Raw genomic sequence first — 22,553 nt, forward strand, 5'->3', positions numbered from 1 at the left:
CTGCTTCAAGCTGCTTGGTCAGCGCGTCATGGCCCGCACCTTCGAGCGTCAGATAACCGAGCTCAAAGTCCGTGCTGCAATCCTCAATCGCTTCTCGCAAATCGGCACACCAAATACTGTCCGCGTCTCGTAGTAATCTCAAATAAAGCCCGCAGCAAACCTATCAGGAGTTATGCAACAAAGCCCTTCTCAGCGGCCACCTGGCCGTTATCCAGTCGATTATCAAGGAAAAGTAAAGTGGCCCGGACCTCGGTATTGGTCGACTGGCGAAAATCAATTTCCTCGACTTATAAAATCAAATCGAGTCTGGCCGACAATAAATAGCTTGAAGTATATTCGTTTTCTCGACGATTTTCCGGTCATGCCGATCTCAAATTATTGGGATGATGTAAGTAGTGGTGCCAGTGCGTCAGACCCAAAAATTTACGTGGTTCAGACGACTGCTAGAATCATTCAACGGTGCATATTATTAGCAACCGATCCGGGTGATCTAGTCTTAGACCCCACTTGTGGGTCAGGGACTACCGCCTTTGTTGCTGAACAATGGGGCCGCCGGTGGATCACCATCGATACCAGCCGCGTTGCACTGGCGCTGGCGCGTGCGCGGATCATGGGGGCGCGCTATCCCTGGTATCTGCTCGCCGACTCACGCGAAGGGCAGGTGAAGGAGGGCGAGGTGACGCGCGTCGTTCCCGCCGATACGCCCACCTACTGCCGCATCCGGCAGGGATTTGTTTATAGACGCGTTCCCCGCATTGGTCTCAAATCCATCGCCAACAATGCCGAGATCGACACGATCTGGGAAAGCTATCAGGTGAAGCTGGAACCGCTGCGGCAGGCGATCAACGCCGCGCTGGGAACGGACTGGCAGGAATGGGAAATCCCGCGTGAATTGACAGACGCGCAAGCCAAAACCCCCGTTCGCCCTGAGCGTGTCGAAGGGCTTCCTTTCTCTGCGTCTGTCGAAGAGCAGAAGGACGGGGCTTCGACAGGCTCAGCCCGAACGGTTGAGGGGTTGCACGCCGCCTGGTGGCAACAGCGCATCGCCCGCCAGCGCGAGATCGACGCGTCGATCGCGGCCAAGGCGGACACCGAATATCTCTACGACCAACCCTATGAGGATAAGAGCCGCGTCCGCGTCGCTGGTCCCTTCACGGTCGAAAGCCTGTCACCGCACCGCGTCCCCGCGATGGACGTGGACGACAGCCTGTTCGACGAACTGGAGGCGGCCGAGGGTCGGCGTCAGGCGGGTGCAGCCGCCGAAAGCGTCGATTTCACCGCGATGGTGCTGGACAATCTCAAACGCTCCGGCGTGCAGCAGGCGCATAAGGCCGACCGGCTGGTCTTCTCGTCGCTCAAGCCCTGGCCCGGCCGCTTCATCTGCGCCGAGGGCGCGGTGCGACAGGCGTCGGAAGGCGACAGCGACACGCTGTCCGACAGTCCCACGCGCCGCGCCGCCATATTGATCGGCCCGGAATATGGCACCGTCGCCCGCGCCGACCTGACCGCCGCCGCGCGCGAGGCGATGGAGGCGGGGTTCGACCTGCTGATCGCCGCCTCGTTCAACTTCGACGCCCATGCGTCCGAGTTCGACCGGATGGGCGCGCTGACGGTGTTGCAGGCGCGGATCAACCCGGACCTGCACATGCCCGACCTCGCCAATACCGGCGCGGGCAATTTGTTCACCGTCTTTGGCGAACCCGACATCCAGGTGCATGACGAAGGCGATGGCTGCATCAGCATCGAGGTGGCCGGCATCGACATGTATAAGGGCGGCGAAATCGTCGCCAGCGACGCCGACGACATTGCCGTGTGGTTCATCGACACCGACTATAATTATGAAAGCTTCTTCGTCCGCCACGCCTATTTCCCCGGCGCGAACGATCCCTACAAGGCGTTGAAGACCACGCTGAAGGCCGAGATCGACGCCGACGCCTGGGAAAGCCTCAAACGCACCCGCTCCCGCCCCTTTCCCAAGCCCAAGGACGGCCGGGTGGCGGTGAAGGTGATCAACCATCTGGGCGATGAAGTGATGAAGGTTGTGGGGGTTTAGGGATTTATCTGAGGGAGAATTTGTAGTGCCTGATCCATTTGGAATTACCGCCGGTTCGACGCCTCCTGCCGGAATGGCAAAATATCACGTCGCCTTTCACGCGGTGCCGAAGCCGCATCCAGCGTTTCATAATTATTCGGGCGTCTGGACGCCAGCAGGCGGCATTGTCCAAGTCTTGGCATCTTCAAAAATATTTGCAGATGAAGCGGATTGCCGGTCGGCCCGCGATCTTTATGATCGTATCAAGCGCCAGTTGGCGCAGGTTTATGGCGCCCCAGAAACTTTTGAATTGATAGATGAGGAAGCGACTTGGCCGGACTTACATGAATTTTGGAATGCACTGAACCACGGTGAACGCACCCACTTCTCTCGGTGGACAAATCCCGCCAAGCTCGACGCCGATATCACGCAGATAGATTTGATGATCATCGCCGAAGACCAGTATGACTCCAGTCATGTCATGATAGTTTATCGATTTTCTGGGTATCAGGAACAGACACCCGGCGATGAATACGGCCTTGATAGCCTTTGACACTCCTCTACGCCTCGACCTTCACCAAAGCGCTGGATCGCCTGACCACCGCCGAGCAGAAGCAGGTGAAGATCACGGCGTTCGATCTGGCGCAGGACGAAAGCGGTAACGGGCTGTCGCTCCACCGGGTCGAGGCGACGCCCGGTTTCTGGACGGCGCGGGTCAGTCAGGATATTCGTATCGTCCTGCATAAGGATGGCGGCCATATGCTGCTGGCCTGGGTCGGGCATCATGACGAGGCCTATCGCTGGGCGGAACGGCGCAAGCTGGTGCCGCATGAACGCACCGGCGCGATGCAGCTGGTCGAGATTGTCGAGCGGACCGAAGAGCGTCTCGTTTCCGCCGAGACGCTTTATGATCAGGCCGCGCCTGAGCCTGTGGCGTTCCACCGCCCCTTTGCCAACCTGTCGGACGACGACCTGCTGAACGTCGGGGTGCCGCGCGATTGGCTCGACGCGGTGCGGGCGGCCGACGAGGCGAGCGTCGATGGATTGTTCGACGCCCTGCCTGACGAAGCCGCCGAAGCCCTGCTGGACTTTGCGACAGGCGGGAAGTTGCAGGATCATGTGGCGGTTCAGGCCAGTCCCGGCACCGATCCCTTTGCGCACCCGGACGCCCAGCGCAGGTTCCGCGCCGTCGATGGCGTGGAGGAACTCAAGGCCGCGCTGGACGCCCCCTTTGCCCAATGGGCGGTGTTCCTGCACCCGGCGCAGCGCGCGCCGGTGACGCGGGCGTGGAACGGACCAGCGCGCGTGTCGGGGTCGGCTGGCACGGGCAAGACGATCGTGGCGCTGCATCGCGCGGTGCATCTGGCGCGTCGGCCGGAGGCGCGGGTGCTGCTCACGACCTTCTCCAAGCCGCTCGCTGCCAGCCTCGCCAGCAAGGCCGCGTTGATGACCGAAGCGCTACCGGACGCGCGCGCTCGCCTGACCGTGCGCGCCATCGATCAGGCTGCGCATGACCTTTACACCAAGCTCTTTGGCCAGCCGAGCCTGGCCATAGCGGCGCAGGTGCGCAGCGCCATACAGGCTGCGATGGAGGCGGGCCTTGGTTCCGGGCACAGCGCACCCTTCCTCTACGAAGAATGGGACGAACTGGTCGACGCTTGGGGGCTGCATGATGCGCAAGCCTATGCGGCTGTGCCGCGGATCGGTCGGCGGACGCGACTGGGGCCGAAGCAGAGGGAGGCTGCCTGGGCTGTGTTTGCCTTCGTGCGCGACCGCCTTGCGGCGCGGGGCGTGGTGACGATCGCCGATGTCTATGGTCGGCTGGCGCGCTGGGCCATGGACGGTGGGCGGTTGCCCTTCACCCATGTGGTTGTGGACGAGGCGCAGGACTTGTCAGTGGCGCAGGCGCGATTTCTTGCGGCCGTTGGTCGAGTGGACAGTGCGGATGCGCTGTTTTTCACAGGCGATCTGGGGCAGCGCATCTTTCATCTGCCATTCTCATGGGCGAAGCTCGGCCTTGATGTGCGCGGCCGCGCGCAGCTGTTGAAAGTCTGCTACCGCACATCCCACCAAATCCGTCGCGCCGCCGACCGGCTTTTGACGCCGGAGATCGTCGATCAGGATGGGATCGAGGAAAGCCGACGCGGCACCGTATCGGTGTTCGATGGCCCCGATCCCACGGTCGCCCTATTCGACGACACTGCTCTCGAAGCACAGGCGGTTGCGGACTGGCTGCGCGCGCGGCTGGAAGAAGGCGTAGCGGCGTCCGAGTTGGTCGTGCTGGTTCGGGGCCAGCAGCAGTTCGACCGTGGTCGCGCCGCCGTGAAGGCGGCGGCCGCAGATGTGCCGGTCATGACCATGCACGCCGCCAAGGGCTTGGAGTTTCGCGCCGTCGCCGTCATGGCACTGGACGAGGATGTCCTACCGGACCCGGAGCGGCTTTCCGACATTGGTGATATGGCCGATCTCGAAGCCATCCAGGATGCTGAGCGACATCTCCTTTATGTTGCAGCGACACGGGCCAGAGACCATCTGATGCTGTCAGGGGTGGCACCGGGATGCGAGTTTCTCGACGACGTGATGGCGTGATGGCGTGATGGTGCGATCAGTCTGTCTGGCCCCTCAACCTTTGTCGCGTCGGCCTGACGACCGGATGTCCCGAATGCGCGCCAGCAGCTCCTCGAAATAGCCGACGTCCGGCTCTTTCAGCCGGGCATGCTGAGGATTGGCCGACGCGCCATAATGGGTCGTTCTGAAACCAGCCCATCGATCGCCGCCCAGCCATGCGCGCCGATCCCGCGCAGCATCCGCCGATGTCCCGGCTGCACCCCACCCAGCGCCATCACTGGCCTATCCGCCTGCCGCGCCAGGGCGGTAAAGCGCACCCGACTCAAGCTGGCCGCCCCCGGATGCGATCGGGTGGGGAAGAGGGGCGATACGAAGACCATGTCCGCCCTGCCCCGCCGCACGGCCATCATCTCGCGCGCGTCATGCGCGGCCATGCTGTGCAGCATCGGCCGCCCTGCCCGCCTGGTGTCGCGCCCATGCCAGCCATCGGCCCGCCACGCGGCCGCCGTCCGCCCATCGCCCGCCAGCAGCAGCACCAGCCGCCGCCGCCGCGCCACGCGCCGCACCGCCTCGAACAACGCCCGCCGCGCCTTCCCTTCCGTCCGGTAATGCCGGAACACGATTCCCGCTCGCCCCTTGGGCAAGCGCGCCACCGCCGCCAGCAACGCCGCGTCGGCGACCCGCTCGTCGGTCATCAGCCAGATCGTCGGCAGTTTTTTGCGGTGGCGGCGGGTCATGACCCTGTCCTATAGCAGCGCGCATGACGACCGACAGCTCGCAAGCCGCCCTCCGCCTTTCCGCCCTGCGCGACGCCATCGATCGGGCCGCGCGCCTGACCGATCGCAGCGGCGAGGATATCACCCTGATCGCCGTGTCCAAGACGCAAGAGGCCGACGCCATCCGCCCGCTGATCGCGGCGGGCCAGCGCGTGTTCGGCGAAAATCGCGTGCAGGAAAGCCAGGAGAAATGGCCCGCCCTGCGCGACGAGCATCCCGATATCGCGCTGCATCTGGTCGGCCAGTTGCAATCCAACAAGGCCGCCGATGCGGTCGCGCTGTTCGATGTCATTCACAGCCTCGATCGCCCCTCGCTGCTGACTGTACTGGCCAAGGCGATGGACGCAGCGGGCAAGCGCGTCCCCTGCTATATTCAGGTCAATATCGGCGCAGAGGAACAGAAGGGCGGTTGCGCCATCGCCGACGTGCCCGCGCTGATCGCCGCTGCGCGTGATGCGGATATTCCGCTGCTCGGCCTGATGGCCGTCCCGCCGGCGGACGTCGAACCCGCCCCCTATTTCGCGCTGCTCGCAAAAATGGCGCGGGAGGAGGGCCTCCCGCGCCTGTCGATGGGTATGTCGGGCGATTATGAAACCGCCATCATGCTGGGCGCGACCGATATTCGTGTCGGCACCGCCCTGTTCGGCAATCGTCCAACCCCCGCCCGCCCCGTGCCCAAGAGCGGGCGGGGAATGATCAGAAACTCCCCCGCAACGTGATGCCATAGGTGCGCGGTTCGGCGAGATAGGCGGAGATCAGCTGATTGGCCATCGGCGCACCCTGGGCGAACTGGCCGGTGGTCGATGTGGCCGGGCTGCTCGACTGGAGCGGGCTGCTGAACGCCACCTGGGTATAATCCTGGTTGAAGATATTCTGGCCCCAGAATTCGATCGCCCAGCGCTGGTTCGGCCCACGCAGCCCGACGCGCGCATTGACGACGGTGAAGCCGTCCTGATTCTTCTCCGGGAACAGGTCAGACCCGGTGTTGAAATCGCTGGTCATGCGGCCATCGACATAGAAGAGCGCCGACAGGCCGCTCGTGCCGATGTCCGGTGTCCAGGCGGCGCTGGCGGTCGTCACCATCTTGGGCGCATTGCTGTTGATGGAACCCGGCAACAGGAACAAGGCCGGGTCAAGCGGCACGCTGCCATCGCCGCTGCCGACCAGACGGCTGGCGAACTTGGCTTCCGCATAGGTGAAGCCGCCGGTCACGCGGAAATTGCGCGCAGGGGTGGCGGTCATTTCCAGTTCGACGCCCTGGCTGATCAGCCCAGGCCCGACATCGTCCGAGCCGCAGGTGCGGGCCGCCGATAGCGCGCTGTCGCAGCCATTGATATTCTGCACGACGAAGCTGGTGCCGTTAAAGGTGTTCAGCTGGAAATTCTTGAACTCCTGGCGGAAGGCGGCGACGTTCGCGCTCCATTTGGGCTGGCTGTATTTCAGGCCGATTTCGAATGCGTCGACCTTTTCAGCGGCGAAGCGCAGGCTGGCGACGTCGGCATTGCTGCGCGGCGAAAAGACCGCCGGAATGGCATTGAGACCGGTCGATCCCAGCTGAAAGCGGTCGAGGTTGAAGCCGCCCGCCTTATAGCCCTTCGAATAGCTGCCATAGAGCAGCAGATCGTCGGTCGCCTTCCACGACAGGACCGCCGTACCCGACAATTCGCCGTCGCTGATCTTGTCATTGAGGTCGAGCGCGTTGAGGCTGGTCGAGGCATTGCCGAGGCACCCCAGGGTCAGGATGCCGCCCGCCAGCGCTGCCGCGCTGCCCAGCGCCGGATTGGTGGCCAGGCCTGGCAAAGCAGAAGACTGGAACGCCGCGCAAGTCGCGTTATTATTGTTGAGGTCCGCCGAGAAGCGCTTGCTTTCATGGGTGTAGCGCAGGCCCAAGGTCAGATCGAGCCGGTTGGTGACGTGGATGATATTGTGGGTGAAGATCGCCCAATTCTCGCTCTTCTGGCGATAGATCGAGCCGGTATCGCCGGTGCCTGACGGAATGGCGGCCAGCGCGCGCAGGCCATTGCCCAGGCCCGTCGAGATCGCGCCCGCCTGGCCCGCGGCCACGGCGGCTGGCAGGCCAGCATTGATGAGCGCCGCGGTCAGCCCGGCGTTGAGATTGGCCTGCGTCCCTGCGATCAACGGCTGGGTGGCAAGGCCACTGCCGCACGCCGCGAGCTGCTGTGCGGTGAAATTGCTGTTCACCCCGGAACCCGCCATCAGGCGGCAGGCAGCAAAGCGGCCATAGTCCGCGCCGAAGCGGATATTATCCTGCAAGGTCAGCCGTTCATTGGCATAATAGCCACCGACCAACCAATCGAGCGCGTCGCCAAAGGCGGAACCCTGCGCGCGCAATTCCTGCGTGAAGGTCTTGAACTGACGATAGGTGTTGGAATCGCGATAGAGTAGGTCGGCGCGATTATAGTCATAATCGCCATAGTCGCTCGACTTGTAATCGCGATAGGCGGTGATGCTGGTCAGCTTCACGCCGCCCAGATCATAGTTGATTTCGCCCGAAACGCCCCAATCCTTGAGCTTGCTGACATAGTCGCGGCCGGGCGTGATGGTCAGTTCCCGATCATAGGGATCGGCGGCGATCACGCTGCCCTGCCCTGCCAGGATCGCGGCGATGCGGTTGAACGGCGCATCGGTATAGCCACCACCTGCGGCCGGGCGGCGCTCGCGCGCTTCGGTATAGGCCGCGCCGCAGCAGCTTTCGTCGCGATTGGTATAATCGCCGATCAGGCGGATCGACAGATCGTCATTCGGCTCGATCAGCGCCTGTCCGCGCAGGAAATAGCGATCACGGTCATTGGTGTCGCCCACGGTCGAGCCGGTCGTATCGACCAGCTTGTAGAAGCCATCGCGCTTGGACCATACGCCGTCCAGGCTAAGCGCGATGCCATCAGCGATCGGCCCGGTGACCCGGCCCGACAGCCGCCAATAATCATAATTGCCATAGGTGATCTCACCCTTGGCGCTGAACGTCTGTTCGGGGGCCTTGCTGATGATGTTGATCAGACCCGCCGACGCATTGCGGCCGAACAATGTGCCCTGCGGCCCGCGCAGCACTTCGACCCGCTCAATCTCGCCCAGTTCGTTGAGGCCCGCGCCGGTACGCGAACGATAGACGCCGTCGATAAACACCGCGACCGAGCTTTCGAGGCCGGGGTTATCGCCGACCGTGCCGATGCCACGGATACGCGCCGACGCATTGGCTTCGGACCCGGTGGACGAAACGAGCAGCGAAGGGGCGAGCTGGTTGAGGGTGCGGATGTCGCTGGCACCGCTATTCTGCATCGCTTGCGCGCTGACGGCGGACACGGCGATCGGCACGTCCGACAACGGACTGGCGCGGCGGGTGGCGGTGACGATGATCTCGGCCGCATCCTGCTCGGCGGCGGCCTGCGGTGCCGCGACGTCCTGCGCCTGCGCGCCGGTCGCACCCATGACGAGCGCAATCACCGCAGCGGTCGACGCCCAAAGGCTCTTGTTGGTCATGATGGTCAATCCTCTCCTGCCCGCGCGGCTTTTTGCCGGGTCGGGACGTGCGGGTGATTATGCTGCCACAGCAGGGTTAAGGCAATAGACCCTAGCTTTTCTGCGCTTTTTTGCGGATGCGATGACAGAATGTTCATGCCCTGTTGCTTATCGGCAACGGCTTAATTTCCGGTTTCCGTAGCGTCGCCTTACGATAACGGAAAGCGGAGCATTCGGTCGGCAACCGGCACCAGCGCGGCTGCACCCGGCCCCACGGCACGCCGAATCTCGCCATGACCCGCATCCAGCCCGCCGGTGAGCGCGCCGAGCGCAGGCAGAATCAGCTTGGTATCCGACGCGACGAAGCAGCGCCGCGCCACATGTCGCCCGCGCAGCGACAGGCGCAGCTTGGGATGAAAATGGCCGGATATTTCGGGCCGAACATCCTTGGGGGCTGCTTCATGCCGCAGCCAGATTCCCCCGACCTCCGCCTCAGCGACCCGGCGTCCCCCCGGCATCGCCGCCATGCCGACATCATGATTGCCAGTGATCCAGGTCCAGTCCAGCCGCTGCGTCAGCGCGTCCAGCCGCGCGCGCGCCTGCGGATCCAGCCGTGCCGCGCCATCGGCATCATGGAAACTGTCACCCAGGGACCAGACCGCCCGCGCGCCGGTCCGCGCCACCAGCGCCTCGATCACGTCCAGCGTCGCCTGGCTGTCATGGGGGGGCAGGAACTGGCCGAACCGGGCGTACCAACTCGCCTTCTCGAAATGCAGGTCGGCGACCAGCAGCGCACCGTGCAAGGGCCAGAATAGCGCGGCTTCCGGCAAAGCCAGAAAGTCGTGCCCCGCGAACGAAAGGGGAACCATGGCCCCGCCTATGCGCCTGTCCGTGCCCGCTTTCAAGAGGCGGCGCAAAGCCCTATAGGCCACCCCCATGTCCTATACCGTAGCTGCCCTCTACCGGTTCGCCACTCTGGCCGATCCCGACGCCATCGCCGCCGATCTCCGCGCGCGCTGCACCGATCTTGGCACCTGCGGCACGCTGATCGTCGCGCGCGAAGGGATTAACGGCACGGTGGCGGGCAGCGCCGACGCGATCGCAACGCTGGTCGCCCATATCCGCACCCTGCCCGGCTGCGCTGACCTGGACGTCAAATACTCCGCCGCCAACAGCGCGCCCTTCGCTCGGATGAAAGTGAAGGTGAAGCCGGAGATCGTCACGCTGGGCGTCGGCGACCTTGATCCCGCAAGCCAGGCGGGCACGCATCTCGACCCCGCCGCATGGAACGCGCTGATCGCCGATCCCGATACGATCCTGATCGACACGCGCAACGCCTACGAAGTCGCAATCGGCACGTTCGAAGGCGCGATCGACCCCGAAACCCGCGCCTTTCGCGACTTTCCCGGCTGGTTCGACGATTTCGCGCAAAATCTCCGCAACCAGGGCCGGACGCCCAAGATCGCGATGTTTTGCACCGGCGGCATACGCTGCGAAAAATCCACCGCGCTGGTGAAGGCGCGCGGCTTCGACGAGGTCTATCATCTCAAGGGCGGCATATTGCGCTATCTGGAGGAAATGCCAGAGAGCGAAAGCCGCTGGCAGGGCGATTGCTATGTTTTCGACGAGCGGGTCGCGGTGGGCCATGGCCTAAAGCTCGGCGACTATAGCACCTGCCGCGCCTGCGGCCTGCCCTATCCCAATGACGCCGAGCATATATGCGAGGCTGACGCCTCAGGTGCCTGGCCGCATCGGGGTTAGAGTCAACCACCTCCGTTCGTTTCGAGCGAAGTCGAGAAACCTGTGCGCTGGTTTCTCGACTTCGCTCGAAACGAACGGATTAAGGCACCGTCTCCACCAACTCCGCAATCTCGAACTGATAGCTTTTCCAGCCCCGCATACGCGCGCCGTCCTCGGCCGCCGCGCGTTTCTTCTTGGCCTCGGCCAGCGATCGCGCATGGCCCCAGAACACCTCGGTCTTGCCATTGTCGAGCAAGGCGACGATCCGCCAATAATGGGTGAAGGGGTCGGCCGTCGGCCCGATCGTCTTGACATAGCCGTCCGCCATCGTGGCCGTTAGATAGCGTTTCTTACGCGCCATGCCCCCTACCCCGTATAGCGATGCAGCCCGGTCCCATGCGTGCGCAGCCACGCGCGCGCAGGCTTCGGGTCAGCGCCATAGATGCGCGCATGGGCAGCGTGAAAGGCCGGGCTGTGGTCCATGTACAGCAGATGCGCCAATTCATGCGCCACCGTCGCCCGCCGTACCTCTGGCGGGCACAGGATCAGCCGCCAGCTATAGCGGATCGCGCCCGATGACGTGCAACTGCCCCAGCGGCTGCGCGGATCGCCCACGCCCACCGACGCGACGATCAGCCCATGGTCGCACGCCAACGCCTGCGTCTCGGTTTCCAGCACCGCTTTGGCCCGCCGCACCAGCCAGCGCAGCACCCGCGCGCTCACCGATTCCGCCGCGCCACCCAGCAGCAGCCGGTCACCCTCCAGCCGGATCGTGCGGCTCGCCCCCGCCTCCCAGCAGATGCGCACCTCGCGCCCCTCCAGCGGAAAGACCGCGCCATCGCTCAGCGGCGTCAGCACCGGTTGCCGCGCCAATTGCTGCCGCACCCAGCCCTCATGATCCTGCGCCCAGCCCAGCGCCCGCTTCAAATTCGCGCGCACCGGCATCGACAGCCGCACTTCGCCGCGAGCCCCGTCGATCGTCAGCCGATAGGCGCGCGCCCGTGCCGACCGGCGCACCCGCACCGGCGTCGGCACGCCATCGATCAGGATCGCGGCGTCGGGATCAGATATCCCGGTCGACAAGATGATTCTCCCAGTCGCCCGCATCGGCCTCCGCCACGGTCCACCCCCGCACCGATTCGCGCGCGCGATGCACCGCTTCCCGGTCGCCGGACAGCAGATAATGCCAGTCGGGCAGCGGCAACCCCTCCCCGCGCAGCCGATAGGCGCAGGTGCGCGGCAGCCAGCTGATCTGGCGCACCTTGGCCGGAGTCAGCCGCACGCAATCGGGCACGAATTTGCGGCGGTCCTTATAATTGCTGCACTGGCCGCTTTGCCGGTCGAGCAAGCGGCAGGCGACATTGGTGGGATAGATGCGCCCGCTATCCTCATCCTCGGCCTTGTGCAGGCAGCATTTGCCGCACCCGTCGCACAGGGCTTCCCATTCGGCCCGGTCGAGCTTGTCGAGCGGCTTTTCCCAGAAAGGCGTCACTTGATCCATTTTTGCAAGAAGGCCAGCACCTTGTCCGGCGCGCCCTCGTCCACGTCCGGCGTGCCGGGATCATCCACCGGGACCAGCGCCACCGGCTTGCCATCGGGATCGAACAGATAGGGCGTGCGGCTATGCCCGACCAGATAATCGCTCGCGCCCGCGACCTTCTCGCTATTGTAGATGACGACGAAATCCTTGGCGACCTTGGCGATCTGATCGGGCGTCCCGGTCAGGCCAATGAGACGCGGATGAAAGGCCGCGACATAGGTTTTCAGCACGGCGGGCGTATCGCGCGCCGGATCGACGCTGATCAGGATCGGCTGCACCTTGGCGGCGCGCTCCGGCGCGGCCTTCTCGAACTGGGCAAAGGCCTGCATGATCCGCTGCAGATCGACCGGGCAGACATCGGGGCAATAGGTATAGCCGAAATAGACGATCCGATACTGGCCCTTATAGTCGTCCCAGCGCGCAGGCTTGCCGTCCTGATCGGTCAGGGTGAAGGGCGCGCCGATCCGCGCACCGGCCAGTTCGCCCTGCACGCTGTCGTCGCTTGATGCCCCGCTTGATGCATTGCCGCCAGCGCCCATATTACAGGCAGCCAGCAGGGCGAGGCAGGACAGGGTGAAGAGCATCCGGGCTTTGTTCATGGCGTGGCCAGCCATGCCCTGCTAGGGATGGATTTGCAAATGCAACGGGGCGCGATGATGAAGACCAGGTTTGTTTCTGCCATGATGACCATGATCGCGGCGGCGCTGCTCGTGCCCGGCGCGGCGCAGGCGCAATTTTCCGACGCCTATAATTTCCTGAAGGCCGTCAAGGACAAGGATGGCGAGAAGGTCACCGACCTGATCCAGAAGCCCGGCTCCACCGTGATCAACAGTCGCGACATCAACAGCGGCGAAAACGCGCTGCATATCGTCGTCGCGCGTCGCGACGCGACCTGGCTCTCCTTCCTGCTCGCCAAGGGCGCGAACCCGAACCTGACCGACAGTGATGGCAACACGCCGCTGATGGACGCGGTGCAGGGCCGGTTCGAGGAGGGTGTGCAGACGTTGCTCGCCAACAAGGCGCAGGTCGACAAGACGAATGGCAGCGGCGAAACCCCGTTGATCCGCGCCGTCCAGTTGCGCGACCTCGGCCTGGTCCGCCTGCTGGTGGCGCAGGGCGCGAACCCGGACAAGCGCGACAGCATCGCGGGCATGTCCGCGCGCGACTATGCCGCCCGCGACGGCCGCACCCCCGGCCTCATCGAAGCGCTCGCCGCCGCCAAGCCAGCGGCCAAGCCCGCAGGCCCGGTGCAGGGTCCGGTTTTCTGACCCTCTAAGCTGCCCCCACAATAGCCGTCATTCCGGCCCTGAGCCGGAATCCATTAGCCTCTCTCCTGGAGAGAGGCTCAGCGGTAGAGCCAATGGATGCTGACTTTCGTCAGCATGACGGCCTGAATGGCACTCTGCGCGCATTCACGCCCTACCAGCCGATCTCCGCCGCATGATCCGGGTCGTTGATCGCGGTCAGCCGCCGTGCCGCGCGCCGGGCGAAGCGCAATGTCTCCGCCTTGCGCCGCGCCGCCGCCAGCGGCTCGATCGGCGCGGGCCGGACTAGCTCCGCATCATATTGATCCGCGACGATCAGCCCGGTGCGGGCGGGCCATAGCGCTTCGCTATCAAACAGGGTCACGTCGAACCCCATCGGCACCGCCCAGAAATAGCGGTCGCAATAGTCGAAATAATCGGGCCATTTCATGTCGCCGAGCAAGTCCGCCCGGCTGCACTTGATCTCGACGATGGTCAGCCGTCCCGCCCCGTCGATCGCCATAATGTCGGCGCGCCGCCCATTGGGCAGCGGCACTTCCATGATTCCGCTCATATCATGACGGAAGAACAGGCGCAGCGTCCCCCGCGCAACGGCCAAAGCGGTGCCGTCGGTCAAAGGGGAGCAAGTGTCGGATATCGCAGCGTTCATGCCGCAATCATAGAACAAGGCAGGAACAAAAGAAAAGGCCGATTCGGATTATCCGAACCGGCCTTTTTTGATGTGTGCCGCAAAATGTGCCTCAACACATTCCGCAATACTCAGCGATAGAAGATATGATTGTCGATCATCGCCAGCTTGGCCTTGCCCCAGCCCGGCGATACGCGGCGGGCATGGAAGAACAGCGCGCCTTCGGCCCGGCTGTCCCAAGCGTCGGCCATGGCGATCTGCGCAATGGCAACGGCCTGACGCCAGCTGCGGCTTTCGGTGCGGATCGGCGGCATGCCACCGCCGCGCACGAAGCTGAACTGGCTCGGCTGATAGACGACGCCGCACAGGCTGCTCGCGAACCGGCCGGACTCGGCGCGATTGATGATCACACGCGCGACGGCCAGCTGGCCTTCCAGGCTTTCGCCCTTGGATTCGAAATAGACCGCTCCGGCCAGGCACTGCATCTCGCCATCCAGCTGTTCGGGCGTGCCTTGGGCATCGACCAGCGCAGCGAGGCTATCGGCCTGCATCTCGGAGAAGGTGGAAGAAACAGTGTCGGCCTTAGGGGCCGAAGCCAGCGGCTGCACGATCTCGCGCGGCGCGGCAAAGGTGACGGCGGGCTTGGCACCGGCCGAAGGCGCTGTGGTCAGCGCATTGTCCCTGGATAGGGACACCGAAGATGGGATGGCTTCACCGGCCATCGACATGTCGGATGCCGTGACCGCTGCAGCGGCGGACAAAGCAAAGGCCGCGATAATCGCAGCTCTTAGACGAAAACTCATTTTTACTCAAAATCATGCGGTTCTTGGCCGGAAACGTCGTCTTTTTTAACCCACTCTGTCCGACGACCGGCCGCCCCCCGTCTGCGTGTTTACCGCGCCCGCCCCCCTTGGACGATTGCGGCAACCTGCGCGTTCAGCGTGGGCGGGCCTCTGCACGGGCCATTGCGATATGTCAACGATCAGCAGATTGTTTCAGCGGCGAGCCGTTCCGCTTCCGGGATGTCGAGTTCGATGACCCACAGATCGGGGTCCGACCGGCGGCGCCGCTCGACATAATGGACCATGGCTTGCGCGCCCTCCTGCGGGTCGGGTCCACAGCGCATTAACGCATGACCGCCGGAAAAGTTCGACACCCGCTCGAACAGCCCGGTTTCCTGACCTTTTTCGAGCGTCTGGACGAGAATCACGCCGCTGATGTCATCGCCTTTGACCAGGATCGTGGCAAAGCCCCCGGCCGCCGCCGCCCGCCGTCGCAACGCGCCGACCAGCATCCCGCTGGTCAGCCGGGCGGGCGGCTGTTCAGCCATGATAGCCGGGCAGCGATGACAGCGGGAATTGCGAGCGCATGAAGGTGCCGGTGCCCCGTCCGACCTCCTCTCCATGCGAATCGACCAAGCTGGCTTCGGCGACATAGACTCGGCGCTTGCCGCTGATCCAGCGCCCCTCGGCACGGATTCGCCCCGGCGCGATCGGTCGGGTGAACAGCAGGTTGAAGGCGGTGGTGAGCAGGAATCGATCGCTCACCAGGCTATTGGCGGCATAGAAGGCCGCATCGTCCAGCATCTTGAAATAAACCGTGCCATGAACGGCGCCTGCGGCATGGAACTGGCTTTCGTCGACATCGAAGTCGATGACGCAGCGCCCCGGCTCGCTGATCGCGATCTCCGACCGGAACAGCCGGTTGATCGGCGCGGAGCGGTAGAGATTTTCGAGCGCCCGGAAATGCGCGGTCTCGCCGCTGTCCGGTGCGCCGACGTCAGGCTGCGTCACGCGCCCCGCCACCGGCCAGCAGGGCATGGAGCGCCCCGGTCGAACGCGCGCCGCGCAACCGGGCGACCTGCGCCTCATCACGCAGATAGCGCGACACCCGCGCCAGCGTCTTCAGATGTTCCGCCCCACTGTCGACCGGCGACAGCAGCGCAAACACGATATCGACCGGCAGGTCATCGACCGCATCGAACGGCGCCGCCGGATCGAGCAGCACGACCACGCCGCACATCTTGTCGAGACCTGTGATCTTGGCATGGGGAATGGCGACGCCGCCGCCGAAACCGGTCGAACCCAGCCGCTCGCGATCGAACAGCGCGTCAGCGACCATGTCCGCGTCCAGCCCATAGGCATCGGCGGCGAGCGCCGCGATCCGCTGGAACAACTGCTTTTTGCCGTTCGCAGACAGGCCCGTGGCGAGCGCGTCGGGTGAAACGATATCGTTGAAATGCACCATCACATGTCCGATCCAACCGAGCCGCGCCCAGTCAGGACTTCATGCGCCTATGCTCAGGGAATTAAAGCCCGGCCCCATAAGCCGCCTGCGCCACAAGGTCAACAGGCGGCCCTTGGAACCGGGTAGCGCTCAGCTTGCCTGGATGCGCGGTTCGACCCAGCCGATCGTCCCGTCATGGCGGCGATAGACCATGTTGTAGGCCGCCGTCCCGGCATTGACGAACAACAGCGCGTTGGTGTTGCGCAGGTCCAGCATCATCACCGCGTCCGACACGCTCGCTTCGGGAATGTCGACACGGGTTTCCGCGACGATCAGCGGCGCGTCCTCGACCTGTTCCTCTTCATCCGCGGGCGAGGCGAAGATGGTATAGCCCGCCCCGTCAATATCATCGATGTTGAAGCTGCTCACCCGCTGCGCTTCTGCGGCGACAGCCTGGCCATGGCGGTCCTTCAGGCGGCGCATATAGCGGCGCAGCTGCTTTTCGATCCGTTCGGCCGCCTGGTCGAAGGCGGGATGCGCTTCCTGCGCCTCGCCCGCGCCTTTGAGGATCAGGCCAGTCATCACATGGCAGACGATGTCGCAGTGAAAGGCACCATGCGGGGCCGGTCGAAAGGTCACATGCGCGGAGATTGTGCGGGAAAAATATTTCTCGGCAATCGCTTCCATGCGGGTCGCGACATGCTCCTTGAGCGCCTCGCCCGTATCGACCTGATGCCCGGAAACACGAATATCCATATGCCTTCTCCTTGTTCTTGCGGGCCGCAGGACACGGCCCGGTTGACTGGGGGCATGCAGGCGGATTGTCAGTCCGCCAGTGCCCCCTCCAGCCAGAGCGGCTTGTCGAGCGTCCTGATGAACGCTCCATGCCGTTCCAGCTCCGTCGCGCTCGCCGCAAAGACGCGCGCGGGACGAACAGGGCGAACCACGGCCTGCGCCGCGAGTTCCGCCCCAAACCCTTCTTTTGCCACCTCCTGTGCCAGACCCAGGCCGATCTGACGGCCACCGGTCAGTTCGATGTACAGCTGCGCCAGCAATTCGGCGTCGAGCAGCGCGCCATGCTTGATGCGATGGCTGCGATCGATGCCATAGCGGGTGCAGAGCGCGTCCAGGCTATGCTTGGCGCCGGGATGCATGGTCCGGGCGATCGCGACCGTGTCGATCATCCGGTCGAGCGACACTTCGCCGCGTCCGCACAGCCGCAATTCATGGTTGAGGAAGCCGAAATCGAAGCGCGCATTATGCGCGACCAGCGGGCTGTCCTCCAGAAAGACGAGCAAGTCCGTCACGCCGCTGGCAAACAACGGCTTGTCCGACAGGAAATGGCTCGACAGCCCATGCACCGCTTCGGCGGCGGCGGGCATGTCGCGCTGGGGGTTGTAATAAGCGTGGAAGGTCCGGCCGCTGGGCACACGATTGATAAGCTCGATACAACCGATTTCGACCATTCTGTCGCCGGATGCCGGGTCAAATCCCGTCGTTTCGGTATCGAATATAATCTCGCGCATCGCCCTCTTCATATCGACTCTATGGGCCAACCCTTATCTGCCTGTTTTGCGGCCAAGGCAAGCGACCAGACGCCGCACCTGCGCGCGGGTTTCGGCAAAGGTCGTACCGGTCTGGATGAGATGATCGGCGCGGCGACGCTTTTCCGCGTCGGGCGTTTGCAGATGCAGGATCTGGCGGAATTTGGCGACCGTCATGCCCGGCCGCGCCAGGACGCGCTTGCGCTGTTTCCAAGCAGGAGCCGTCACCACGATCACGCCCGCCAGCCGCTTCTGCCCCCCCGTCTCGAACAGCAAGGGAATATCGAGCAGCACGAACTTGCGCGATCGGTGGCGGCGCAGAAACCGGCTCCGCGCCTCGCGCACCGCCGGATGGACGATCGCTTCAAGCGCCTTGCGTTCCTGCGGATGGCCAAACACCGCCGCGCCCAGTTTCGCGCGATCCACGCCCTTGGGCCCGGTCGTACCGGGGAAACGCGCCTCGATCGCTGGCAGCAACGCGCCGCCCGGCCCCTGCAACCGATGCACCTCCGCATCGGCATCGAACACCGGCACGCCTTCACGGGCGAACATCGCCGCGACCGCCGACTTGCCCATGCCGATCGATCCGGTCAGGCCATAAATCTTCATCAGTCCGCCGCGAGCAGCAGCGCGCGCAATTCGGCGTCCAGTTCACGGGGCGCATGCGCGTCGAAGAAAATGTCGAACGCCAACGCCGCCTGGCCGATCAGCATTTCCAGCCCGTCGAGCGTCTTGAGCCCACGATCCCGCGCCGCCTTGAGCAACCCCGTCTCTAACGGCGCATAGACGATGTCATAGACCGTGGCGCTCGGCGGCAACGGCGTTAGGTCCAGATTCAGCACCGGCTGCCCCACCATGCCCAGCGACGTCGAATTGACGAGCAGGTCGACGGCCGGCAGTGGATCGTCCATGCCGATCACCGCCCCCTTCACTCCGGCATGGTCGAGCATTGCCTGCGCCTTGGCCGTATCGCGCGCCATGATCGTTATGTCGGGCACGCCAAGGCTGGTGAGCGCGAACAATATCGCCCGCGCCGCGCCGCCCGCGCCGATCAGCACCGCGCTGCGCCCCTTCCATCGATCGCGCAGCAAGGGCTGGAGGAAGCCCCCCGCGTCGGTATTGGTGCCAATGAGCGGCCCGCCGGTTTCGCTGGCGATCGTGTTCATCGCACCGATCCGCTCGCGCACCCCACCCGGATCGTCGGTAAAGTCCATCACCGCCATCTTGTGCGGAATGGTGACATTGCACCCCAGCCAATCGGGGTCGGCCCGCCGCTGCAGGAAATAGCTGGCCAGCCCTTCGGGCGTCACATGCGTCTTGCGATATTCCGCCTCGATATCCAGCGCGTTGAGCCAGAAATTATGGATGAGCGGCGATTTGCTGTGCGCGATCGGATCGCCGATCACTTCGGCATAGGGAAGGCCTTGGGTCATGCCGTCAAAACACCCCGCACACGCAAAAAGTCAAGCAAGGGCAGCAGCGGCAGGCCCTGGATCGCAAACTGGCTGCCCTCGACCTTGGCGAACAATTGCGCGCCCGGCCCCTCGATCCGGTAGCAGCCGACGCACCAGCGGCATTCGTCCCAGTCGCCATCCAGATAGGAGGCGATGAAGGGCTCGGATAAAGGCCGCACCGTCATCCGCACCCGTTCGATATGCCGCCAGATCGGCTCGCCATTCAGCACGATCACCGCCGCGCTGTGCAGATGATGGACCCGCCCCGACAAGAGCCGCAATATGCGCTCGGCATCCGCGCGATCGACCGCCTTGTCGATCATCACGCCCCGGTCCTCGCCGCCATCCAGGCTCAGCGTCTGGTCGCATCCCAGCACCAGCGCGCCCGGCACCCGGCGCGACACTTTGCGCGCCTTGAGTTCCGCCAGCGCATCGGCCAGCGCCCGCGCATCCAGCCCATCGGCGCGCAACGCCTCCTTCGCCGCTTCCTCGTCCACGCCGGGCGACAGCGCCTCGAACGGCACCTGCGCCGCGCTTAGCAGCGCGCGGCGGCTCGCGCTTTGCGATGCCAGCACGATCATGCCCAAAACCTCATAAAGCGTCGCCTTCCGCCAATTCCCGGTCGTTGAACAGGTTGATGATCGCCGCCGCCGCTTCCTCGATCGACCGGCGGGTCATGTCGATCACTGGCCAGCCATTGTCGGCGAACATACGTCTGGCAAAGGACAGTTCCTCCTGCACCTTGTCATTATCGACATAGGCGGTTTCGGGCGTCTGGTTGAGCGAGAGCAGCCGGTTGCGGCGGATCTGAATCAACCGTTCGGGGCCGACCGTCAGCCCCACGACCAGCGGATGTTTGAGGCTGTAGAGATTGCTTGGCGGCGGCGATTCCGGCACCAGCGGGATATTGGCGGTCTTGTAGCCGCGATTGGCGAGGTAGATGGACGTCGGCGTCTTGGACGCGCGTGACACGCCCGCCAGCACGATGTCCGCCTCTTCCCAATTTTCATGCCCCACCCCGTCATCATGGGCGATGGTGAACTGGATCGCCTCGATCCGCGCGAAATAGGCTTCGTCCAGCACATGTTTGCGCCCCGGCCGCGTGCGGGTTTCCTGCCCCAATATGTTGGACAGCGCATCCGCTACACTATCAAGTGCCGCGACATGCGGCAGGCCGAGCGCCCGACAGCGCGTCTCCAGCCGCTTGCGCAACGGGTGGTTGGTCAGGGTGAACAAGACCAGCCCCGGATTGGCGGAAATCTCCTCCATGATCCGGTCGAGATGGACTTCGGATCGCACCATCGGCCAGAAATGGCGGATCGCATCGACATTTTCGAACAGACCGATCGCCGCCTTGGCGATATTCTCCAACGTCTCGCCGGTGGAGTCCGAAAGCAGGTGGAGATGGATGCGCGCCATGGTCCATATCTCTGTGCATAGGCTGTGGATAAAGCAAGGGACGAAATGGGGAGCAATGGACCCCCGATTTTCGTTCCACGCTGCCCGGACTCTTATCCACAGGCCCCCAACAGACCCGCTTTTTCCTCAACAACCTGTGGATAACGGGGATAAGTCAGGGGACTCGGACGGGTAAGGCCGGGCGGATCGGAGTCAAGCTGTTGGCAAAAGCGGGCACAACGCATAAACCCCGCTGCCAACGCCCCTACTATCTCCAACATTCCTATTTGAATCTTAATAGAAGAGAAGAGAGTCCGATGCTTGTCGACCCGAAGGCCGATCCCGTGGCCAAGCCGCTCCTTGGCGTCCTGCGGGGGGAACGCCCTGCCGTGCCGCCCATGTGGCTCATGCGGCAGGCCGGGCGCTATCTGCCCGAATATCGCGCGCTTCGGGCCGACAAAGGCGGCTTCCTCGAACTCGTCTATGACAGCGCGGCCGCGGCCGAAGTCACGCTCCAGCCGCTACGTCGCTTCGGCTTCGACGGCGCGATCCTCTTTTCCGACATATTGATCGTCCCCTATGCGATGGGACAGGATCTGTGGTTCGAAACCGGCGAAGGCCCGCGCCTCGCGCCGATCCTGAGCGACACCGACCTCTCGACCCTGAAACCCGATTATAGCCGTTTCGAGGCGGTCTACGAAACCGTGCGGCAGGTGAAGGCAGCCCTGGACCCCTCGGTCACCTTTCTAGGCTTTGCAGGCAGCCCCTGGACCATCGCCACCTATATGGTCGCGGGCCAGGGCAGCAAGGATCAGGGCGCGGCCCGTCGCCTCGCTTATGGCGATCCCGCCCGCTTTGGTGCGCTCATTGACGCGATCGTCGATGCGACCGTCACCTATCTGTCCGGCCAGATCGAGGCCGGGGTCGAAGCGGTCCAATTGTTCGACAGCTGGGCCGGCAGCCTCGCCCCGCTCCAGTTCGAACGCTGGGTCATCGCACCCAATGCCGCAATCGTGCGCCGATTGAAGGCGCTGCACCCCACTATCCCGATCATCGGCTTTCCCAAGGGTGCCGGCGCGAAACTCGCCGATTATGCGGCGGGCACGGGTGTCGATGCGATCGGCGTCGATGAAACCGTCGATCCGCACTGGGCCAACCGCGTGCTACCCAAGGGCATGCCGGTGCAGGGCAATCTCGACCCGCTTGCCCTCATTGCAGGCGGGCAGGCGGGGGAGCAGGCCGTGGACAATATCTGCGCCGCTTTCGCCGACCGGCCCCACATCATGAACCTTGGCCATGGCATTTTGCCCGACACCCCCATTGCGCATGTCGAAGCATTGCTTAGCTATTTGCGGCAGGAGGAAAAACGCTGATGGCCTATCTTGGTGCTGCCTATCTCTGGGTGAAGGCTGCCCATCTCATCTTCGTCATCTTCCTGATGGCGGGGCTGTTCATGATCCCGCGCTTCTTCGTCTATCATCAGGAATGCGCCGTCGGTTCGGACGAGGACCGCAAATGGATCGACCGCGAACAGCGGTTGCTCAAGATCATCCTTAATCCCTCGCTGGTTCTGGTCTGGGTCTTGGGCCTCATGCTGATGGTCGAAATCGGTGCGTGGAGCTTTGGCTGGTTTCACCTCAAACTGCTCTTCGTCCTCGGCCTGTCGGGCTATCATGGCTGGATCGCCAGCTATGCCAAGAAACTCGCCAGGGGCCAGCGGACGATGACCGATCGCCAATTGCGCCTGCTCAACGAAGTCCCCGGCGTGGCTGCGGCGGTGATCGTCATCGCGGTGATCGTCAAGCCGTTCTGATCCTTCCCTTGAAAATCCACCCACCCCCGTTCGGGCTGAGCCTGTCGAAGCCCCCTTCTTTTCTTTCGGAAGAAAAGCCCTTCGACAAGCTC

The 22,553-nt window shown here is 63.9% G+C and carries 26 protein-coding genes and 1 pseudogene; 9 read left to right on the forward strand and 18 right to left on the reverse strand.

Annotation, left to right across the window (positions count from 1 at the left end; translation table 11 throughout):
* The 4 genes and pseudogenes from SxD43FB_RS04810 to SxD43FB_RS04825 form a co-directional block, all read left to right on the forward strand.
* A pseudogene (locus SxD43FB_RS04810) lies at positions 1 to 133 on the forward strand (IS5/IS1182 family transposase); the annotation flags it as partial.
* A gap of 477 nt (positions 134 to 610) precedes the next feature.
* Positions 611 to 2,053 carry a hypothetical protein gene (locus SxD43FB_RS04815; RefSeq protein ID WP_255245601.1) on the forward strand — a complete coding sequence of 481 codons (1,443 nt, stop codon included), beginning with the start codon at positions 611 to 613 and terminating at the stop codon, positions 2,051 to 2,053.
* A 25-nt stretch (positions 2,054 to 2,078) separates the two neighbouring features.
* Complete coding sequence (locus SxD43FB_RS04820; protein ID WP_141249456.1) at positions 2,079 to 2,585, forward strand: hypothetical protein; 507 nt, start codon at positions 2,079 to 2,081, stop codon at positions 2,583 to 2,585.
* Positions 2,582 to 4,621: a 3'-5' exonuclease gene (locus tag SxD43FB_RS04825; RefSeq protein ID WP_217988775.1), complete on the forward strand. Its 2,040-nt coding sequence runs from the start codon at positions 2,582 to 2,584 to the stop codon at positions 4,619 to 4,621. Before SxD43FB_RS04820 ends, SxD43FB_RS04825 begins: the two co-directional genes overlap by 4 nt.
* Positions 4,622 to 4,737: 116 nt before the next feature.
* Here the strand turns inward: SxD43FB_RS04825 and SxD43FB_RS04830 are convergent, their stop codons facing one another.
* Positions 4,738 to 5,337, reverse strand: a complete 600-nt coding sequence (locus SxD43FB_RS04830) for a thiamine phosphate synthase (protein ID WP_096061222.1) — start codon at positions 5,335 to 5,337, stop codon at positions 4,738 to 4,740.
* A gap of 23 nt (positions 5,338 to 5,360) precedes the next feature.
* On the opposite strand from SxD43FB_RS04830, the gene SxD43FB_RS04835 reads away from it, so the two are divergent.
* Positions 5,361 to 6,095 (forward strand): YggS family pyridoxal phosphate-dependent enzyme, encoded by a 735-nt coding sequence (locus tag SxD43FB_RS04835; protein ID WP_096061223.1) that lies wholly within the window; start codon positions 5,361 to 5,363, stop codon positions 6,093 to 6,095.
* Here SxD43FB_RS04835 and SxD43FB_RS04840 read toward each other — a convergent pair.
* Together SxD43FB_RS04840 and pdeM are read right to left on the reverse strand one after the other, a co-directional pair.
* Positions 6,073 to 8,874, reverse strand: coding sequence for a TonB-dependent receptor (locus tag SxD43FB_RS04840; protein WP_096061224.1), 2,802 nt, complete (start codon positions 8,872 to 8,874; stop codon positions 6,073 to 6,075). The genes SxD43FB_RS04835 and SxD43FB_RS04840 overlap by 23 nt on opposite strands.
* A 188-nt stretch (positions 8,875 to 9,062) precedes the next feature.
* Complete coding sequence (pdeM, locus tag SxD43FB_RS04845) at positions 9,063 to 9,722, reverse strand: ligase-associated DNA damage response endonuclease PdeM (protein ID WP_096061225.1); 660 nt, start codon at positions 9,720 to 9,722, stop codon at positions 9,063 to 9,065.
* Between the two features lie 67 nt (positions 9,723 to 9,789).
* Between pdeM and SxD43FB_RS04850 the strand changes: the two genes are divergently transcribed.
* Positions 9,790 to 10,614: a rhodanese-related sulfurtransferase gene (locus SxD43FB_RS04850; RefSeq protein WP_096061226.1), complete on the forward strand. Its 825-nt coding sequence runs from the start codon at positions 9,790 to 9,792 to the stop codon at positions 10,612 to 10,614.
* Between the two features lie 79 nt (positions 10,615 to 10,693).
* Here SxD43FB_RS04850 and SxD43FB_RS04855 read toward each other — a convergent pair whose 3' ends face one another.
* The 4 genes from SxD43FB_RS04855 to SxD43FB_RS04870 are packed head-to-tail and all read right to left on the reverse strand — an operon-like array spanning position 10,694 to position 12,747.
* Positions 10,694 to 10,954 (reverse strand): hypothetical protein, encoded by a 261-nt coding sequence (locus SxD43FB_RS04855; RefSeq protein ID WP_069065623.1) that lies wholly within the window; start codon positions 10,952 to 10,954, stop codon positions 10,694 to 10,696.
* A 5-nt stretch (positions 10,955 to 10,959) separates the two neighbouring features.
* Positions 10,960 to 11,676, reverse strand: a complete 717-nt coding sequence (locus SxD43FB_RS04860; protein WP_096061227.1) for a SprT family zinc-dependent metalloprotease — start codon at positions 11,674 to 11,676, stop codon at positions 10,960 to 10,962.
* A complete protein-coding gene (locus tag SxD43FB_RS04865; RefSeq protein WP_037472073.1) occupies positions 11,657 to 12,094 on the reverse strand; it encodes a YcgN family cysteine cluster protein in 438 nt (145 codons plus the stop codon). Before SxD43FB_RS04865 ends, SxD43FB_RS04860 begins: the two co-directional genes overlap by 20 nt.
* A complete protein-coding gene (locus tag SxD43FB_RS04870; protein ID WP_096061228.1) occupies positions 12,082 to 12,747 on the reverse strand; it encodes an SCO family protein in 666 nt (221 codons plus the stop codon). The genes SxD43FB_RS04865 and SxD43FB_RS04870 overlap by 13 nt, the downstream gene beginning before the upstream one ends.
* Before the next feature lie 66 nt (positions 12,748 to 12,813).
* On the opposite strand from SxD43FB_RS04870, the gene SxD43FB_RS04875 reads away from it, so the two are divergent.
* Positions 12,814 to 13,401: an ankyrin repeat domain-containing protein gene (locus SxD43FB_RS04875; RefSeq protein ID WP_255245602.1), complete on the forward strand. Its 588-nt coding sequence runs from the start codon at positions 12,814 to 12,816 to the stop codon at positions 13,399 to 13,401.
* A gap of 151 nt (positions 13,402 to 13,552) precedes the next feature.
* Here SxD43FB_RS04875 and SxD43FB_RS04880 read toward each other — a convergent pair whose 3' ends face one another.
* From SxD43FB_RS04880 to SxD43FB_RS04930, 11 genes are all read right to left on the reverse strand, one after another.
* On the reverse strand, positions 13,553 to 14,047 hold the full coding sequence (locus SxD43FB_RS04880) for an MmcB family DNA repair protein (RefSeq protein ID WP_037472470.1): 495 nt from the start codon (positions 14,045 to 14,047) through the stop codon (positions 13,553 to 13,555).
* A 110-nt stretch (positions 14,048 to 14,157) separates the two neighbouring features.
* Positions 14,158 to 14,829 carry a cell wall hydrolase gene (locus tag SxD43FB_RS04885; RefSeq protein WP_096061229.1) on the reverse strand — a complete coding sequence of 224 codons (672 nt, stop codon included), beginning with the start codon at positions 14,827 to 14,829 and terminating at the stop codon, positions 14,158 to 14,160.
* Between the two features lie 179 nt (positions 14,830 to 15,008).
* Entirely contained in the window at positions 15,009 to 15,356 is a 348-nt protein-coding gene (locus SxD43FB_RS04890) for a DUF1491 family protein (protein WP_096061230.1), read from the reverse strand.
* Positions 15,349 to 15,846 (reverse strand): PaaI family thioesterase, encoded by a 498-nt coding sequence (locus tag SxD43FB_RS04895; RefSeq protein WP_096061231.1) that lies wholly within the window; start codon positions 15,844 to 15,846, stop codon positions 15,349 to 15,351. The genes SxD43FB_RS04890 and SxD43FB_RS04895 overlap by 8 nt, the downstream gene beginning before the upstream one ends.
* The gene (locus tag SxD43FB_RS04900; RefSeq protein WP_096061232.1) at positions 15,806 to 16,273 is read right to left on the reverse strand and encodes a PTS sugar transporter subunit IIA; all 468 of its coding nucleotides are present in this window, start codon (positions 16,271 to 16,273) and stop codon (positions 15,806 to 15,808) included. Before SxD43FB_RS04900 ends, SxD43FB_RS04895 begins: the two co-directional genes overlap by 41 nt.
* 129 nt (positions 16,274 to 16,402) lie before the next feature.
* Positions 16,403 to 17,008: a ribosome-associated translation inhibitor RaiA gene (gene raiA, locus SxD43FB_RS04905; protein ID WP_037472063.1), complete on the reverse strand. Its 606-nt coding sequence runs from the start codon at positions 17,006 to 17,008 to the stop codon at positions 16,403 to 16,405.
* A gap of 68 nt (positions 17,009 to 17,076) precedes the next feature.
* Positions 17,077 to 17,778, reverse strand: coding sequence for a DNA polymerase III subunit epsilon (gene dnaQ / locus SxD43FB_RS04910; RefSeq protein WP_096061233.1), 702 nt, complete (start codon positions 17,776 to 17,778; stop codon positions 17,077 to 17,079).
* Positions 17,779 to 17,811: 33 nt separating this feature from the next.
* Positions 17,812 to 18,405, reverse strand: coding sequence for a dephospho-CoA kinase (gene coaE / locus SxD43FB_RS04915; RefSeq protein ID WP_096061234.1), 594 nt, complete (start codon positions 18,403 to 18,405; stop codon positions 17,812 to 17,814).
* Positions 18,405 to 19,229 (reverse strand): shikimate dehydrogenase, encoded by an 825-nt coding sequence (aroE, locus tag SxD43FB_RS04920; protein WP_096061235.1) that lies wholly within the window; start codon positions 19,227 to 19,229, stop codon positions 18,405 to 18,407. The genes coaE and aroE overlap by 1 nt, the downstream gene beginning before the upstream one ends.
* Complete coding sequence (locus tag SxD43FB_RS04925) at positions 19,226 to 19,831, reverse strand: Maf family protein (RefSeq protein ID WP_096061236.1); 606 nt, start codon at positions 19,829 to 19,831, stop codon at positions 19,226 to 19,228. The genes aroE and SxD43FB_RS04925 overlap by 4 nt, the downstream gene beginning before the upstream one ends.
* Positions 19,832 to 19,841: 10 nt before the next feature.
* Positions 19,842 to 20,669 carry a pyruvate, water dikinase regulatory protein gene (locus SxD43FB_RS04930; RefSeq protein ID WP_096061237.1) on the reverse strand — a complete coding sequence of 276 codons (828 nt, stop codon included), beginning with the start codon at positions 20,667 to 20,669 and terminating at the stop codon, positions 19,842 to 19,844.
* Positions 20,670 to 20,965: 296 nt separating this feature from the next.
* Between SxD43FB_RS04930 and hemE the strand changes: the two genes are divergently transcribed.
* Together hemE and SxD43FB_RS04940 are read left to right on the forward strand one after the other, a co-directional pair.
* Positions 20,966 to 22,021 carry a uroporphyrinogen decarboxylase gene (gene hemE, locus SxD43FB_RS04935; RefSeq protein WP_096061238.1) on the forward strand — a complete coding sequence of 352 codons (1,056 nt, stop codon included), beginning with the start codon at positions 20,966 to 20,968 and terminating at the stop codon, positions 22,019 to 22,021.
* Positions 22,021 to 22,461 (forward strand): CopD family protein, encoded by a 441-nt coding sequence (locus SxD43FB_RS04940; protein ID WP_069065635.1) that lies wholly within the window; start codon positions 22,021 to 22,023, stop codon positions 22,459 to 22,461. The genes hemE and SxD43FB_RS04940 overlap by 1 nt, the downstream gene beginning before the upstream one ends.
* The last annotated feature ends 92 nt before the right edge of the window (positions 22,462 to 22,553 follow it).

The organism is Sphingobium sp. D43FB (assembly GCF_002312805.1).
In the GTDB taxonomy this organism is placed as follows: domain Bacteria; phylum Pseudomonadota; class Alphaproteobacteria; order Sphingomonadales; family Sphingomonadaceae; genus Sphingobium.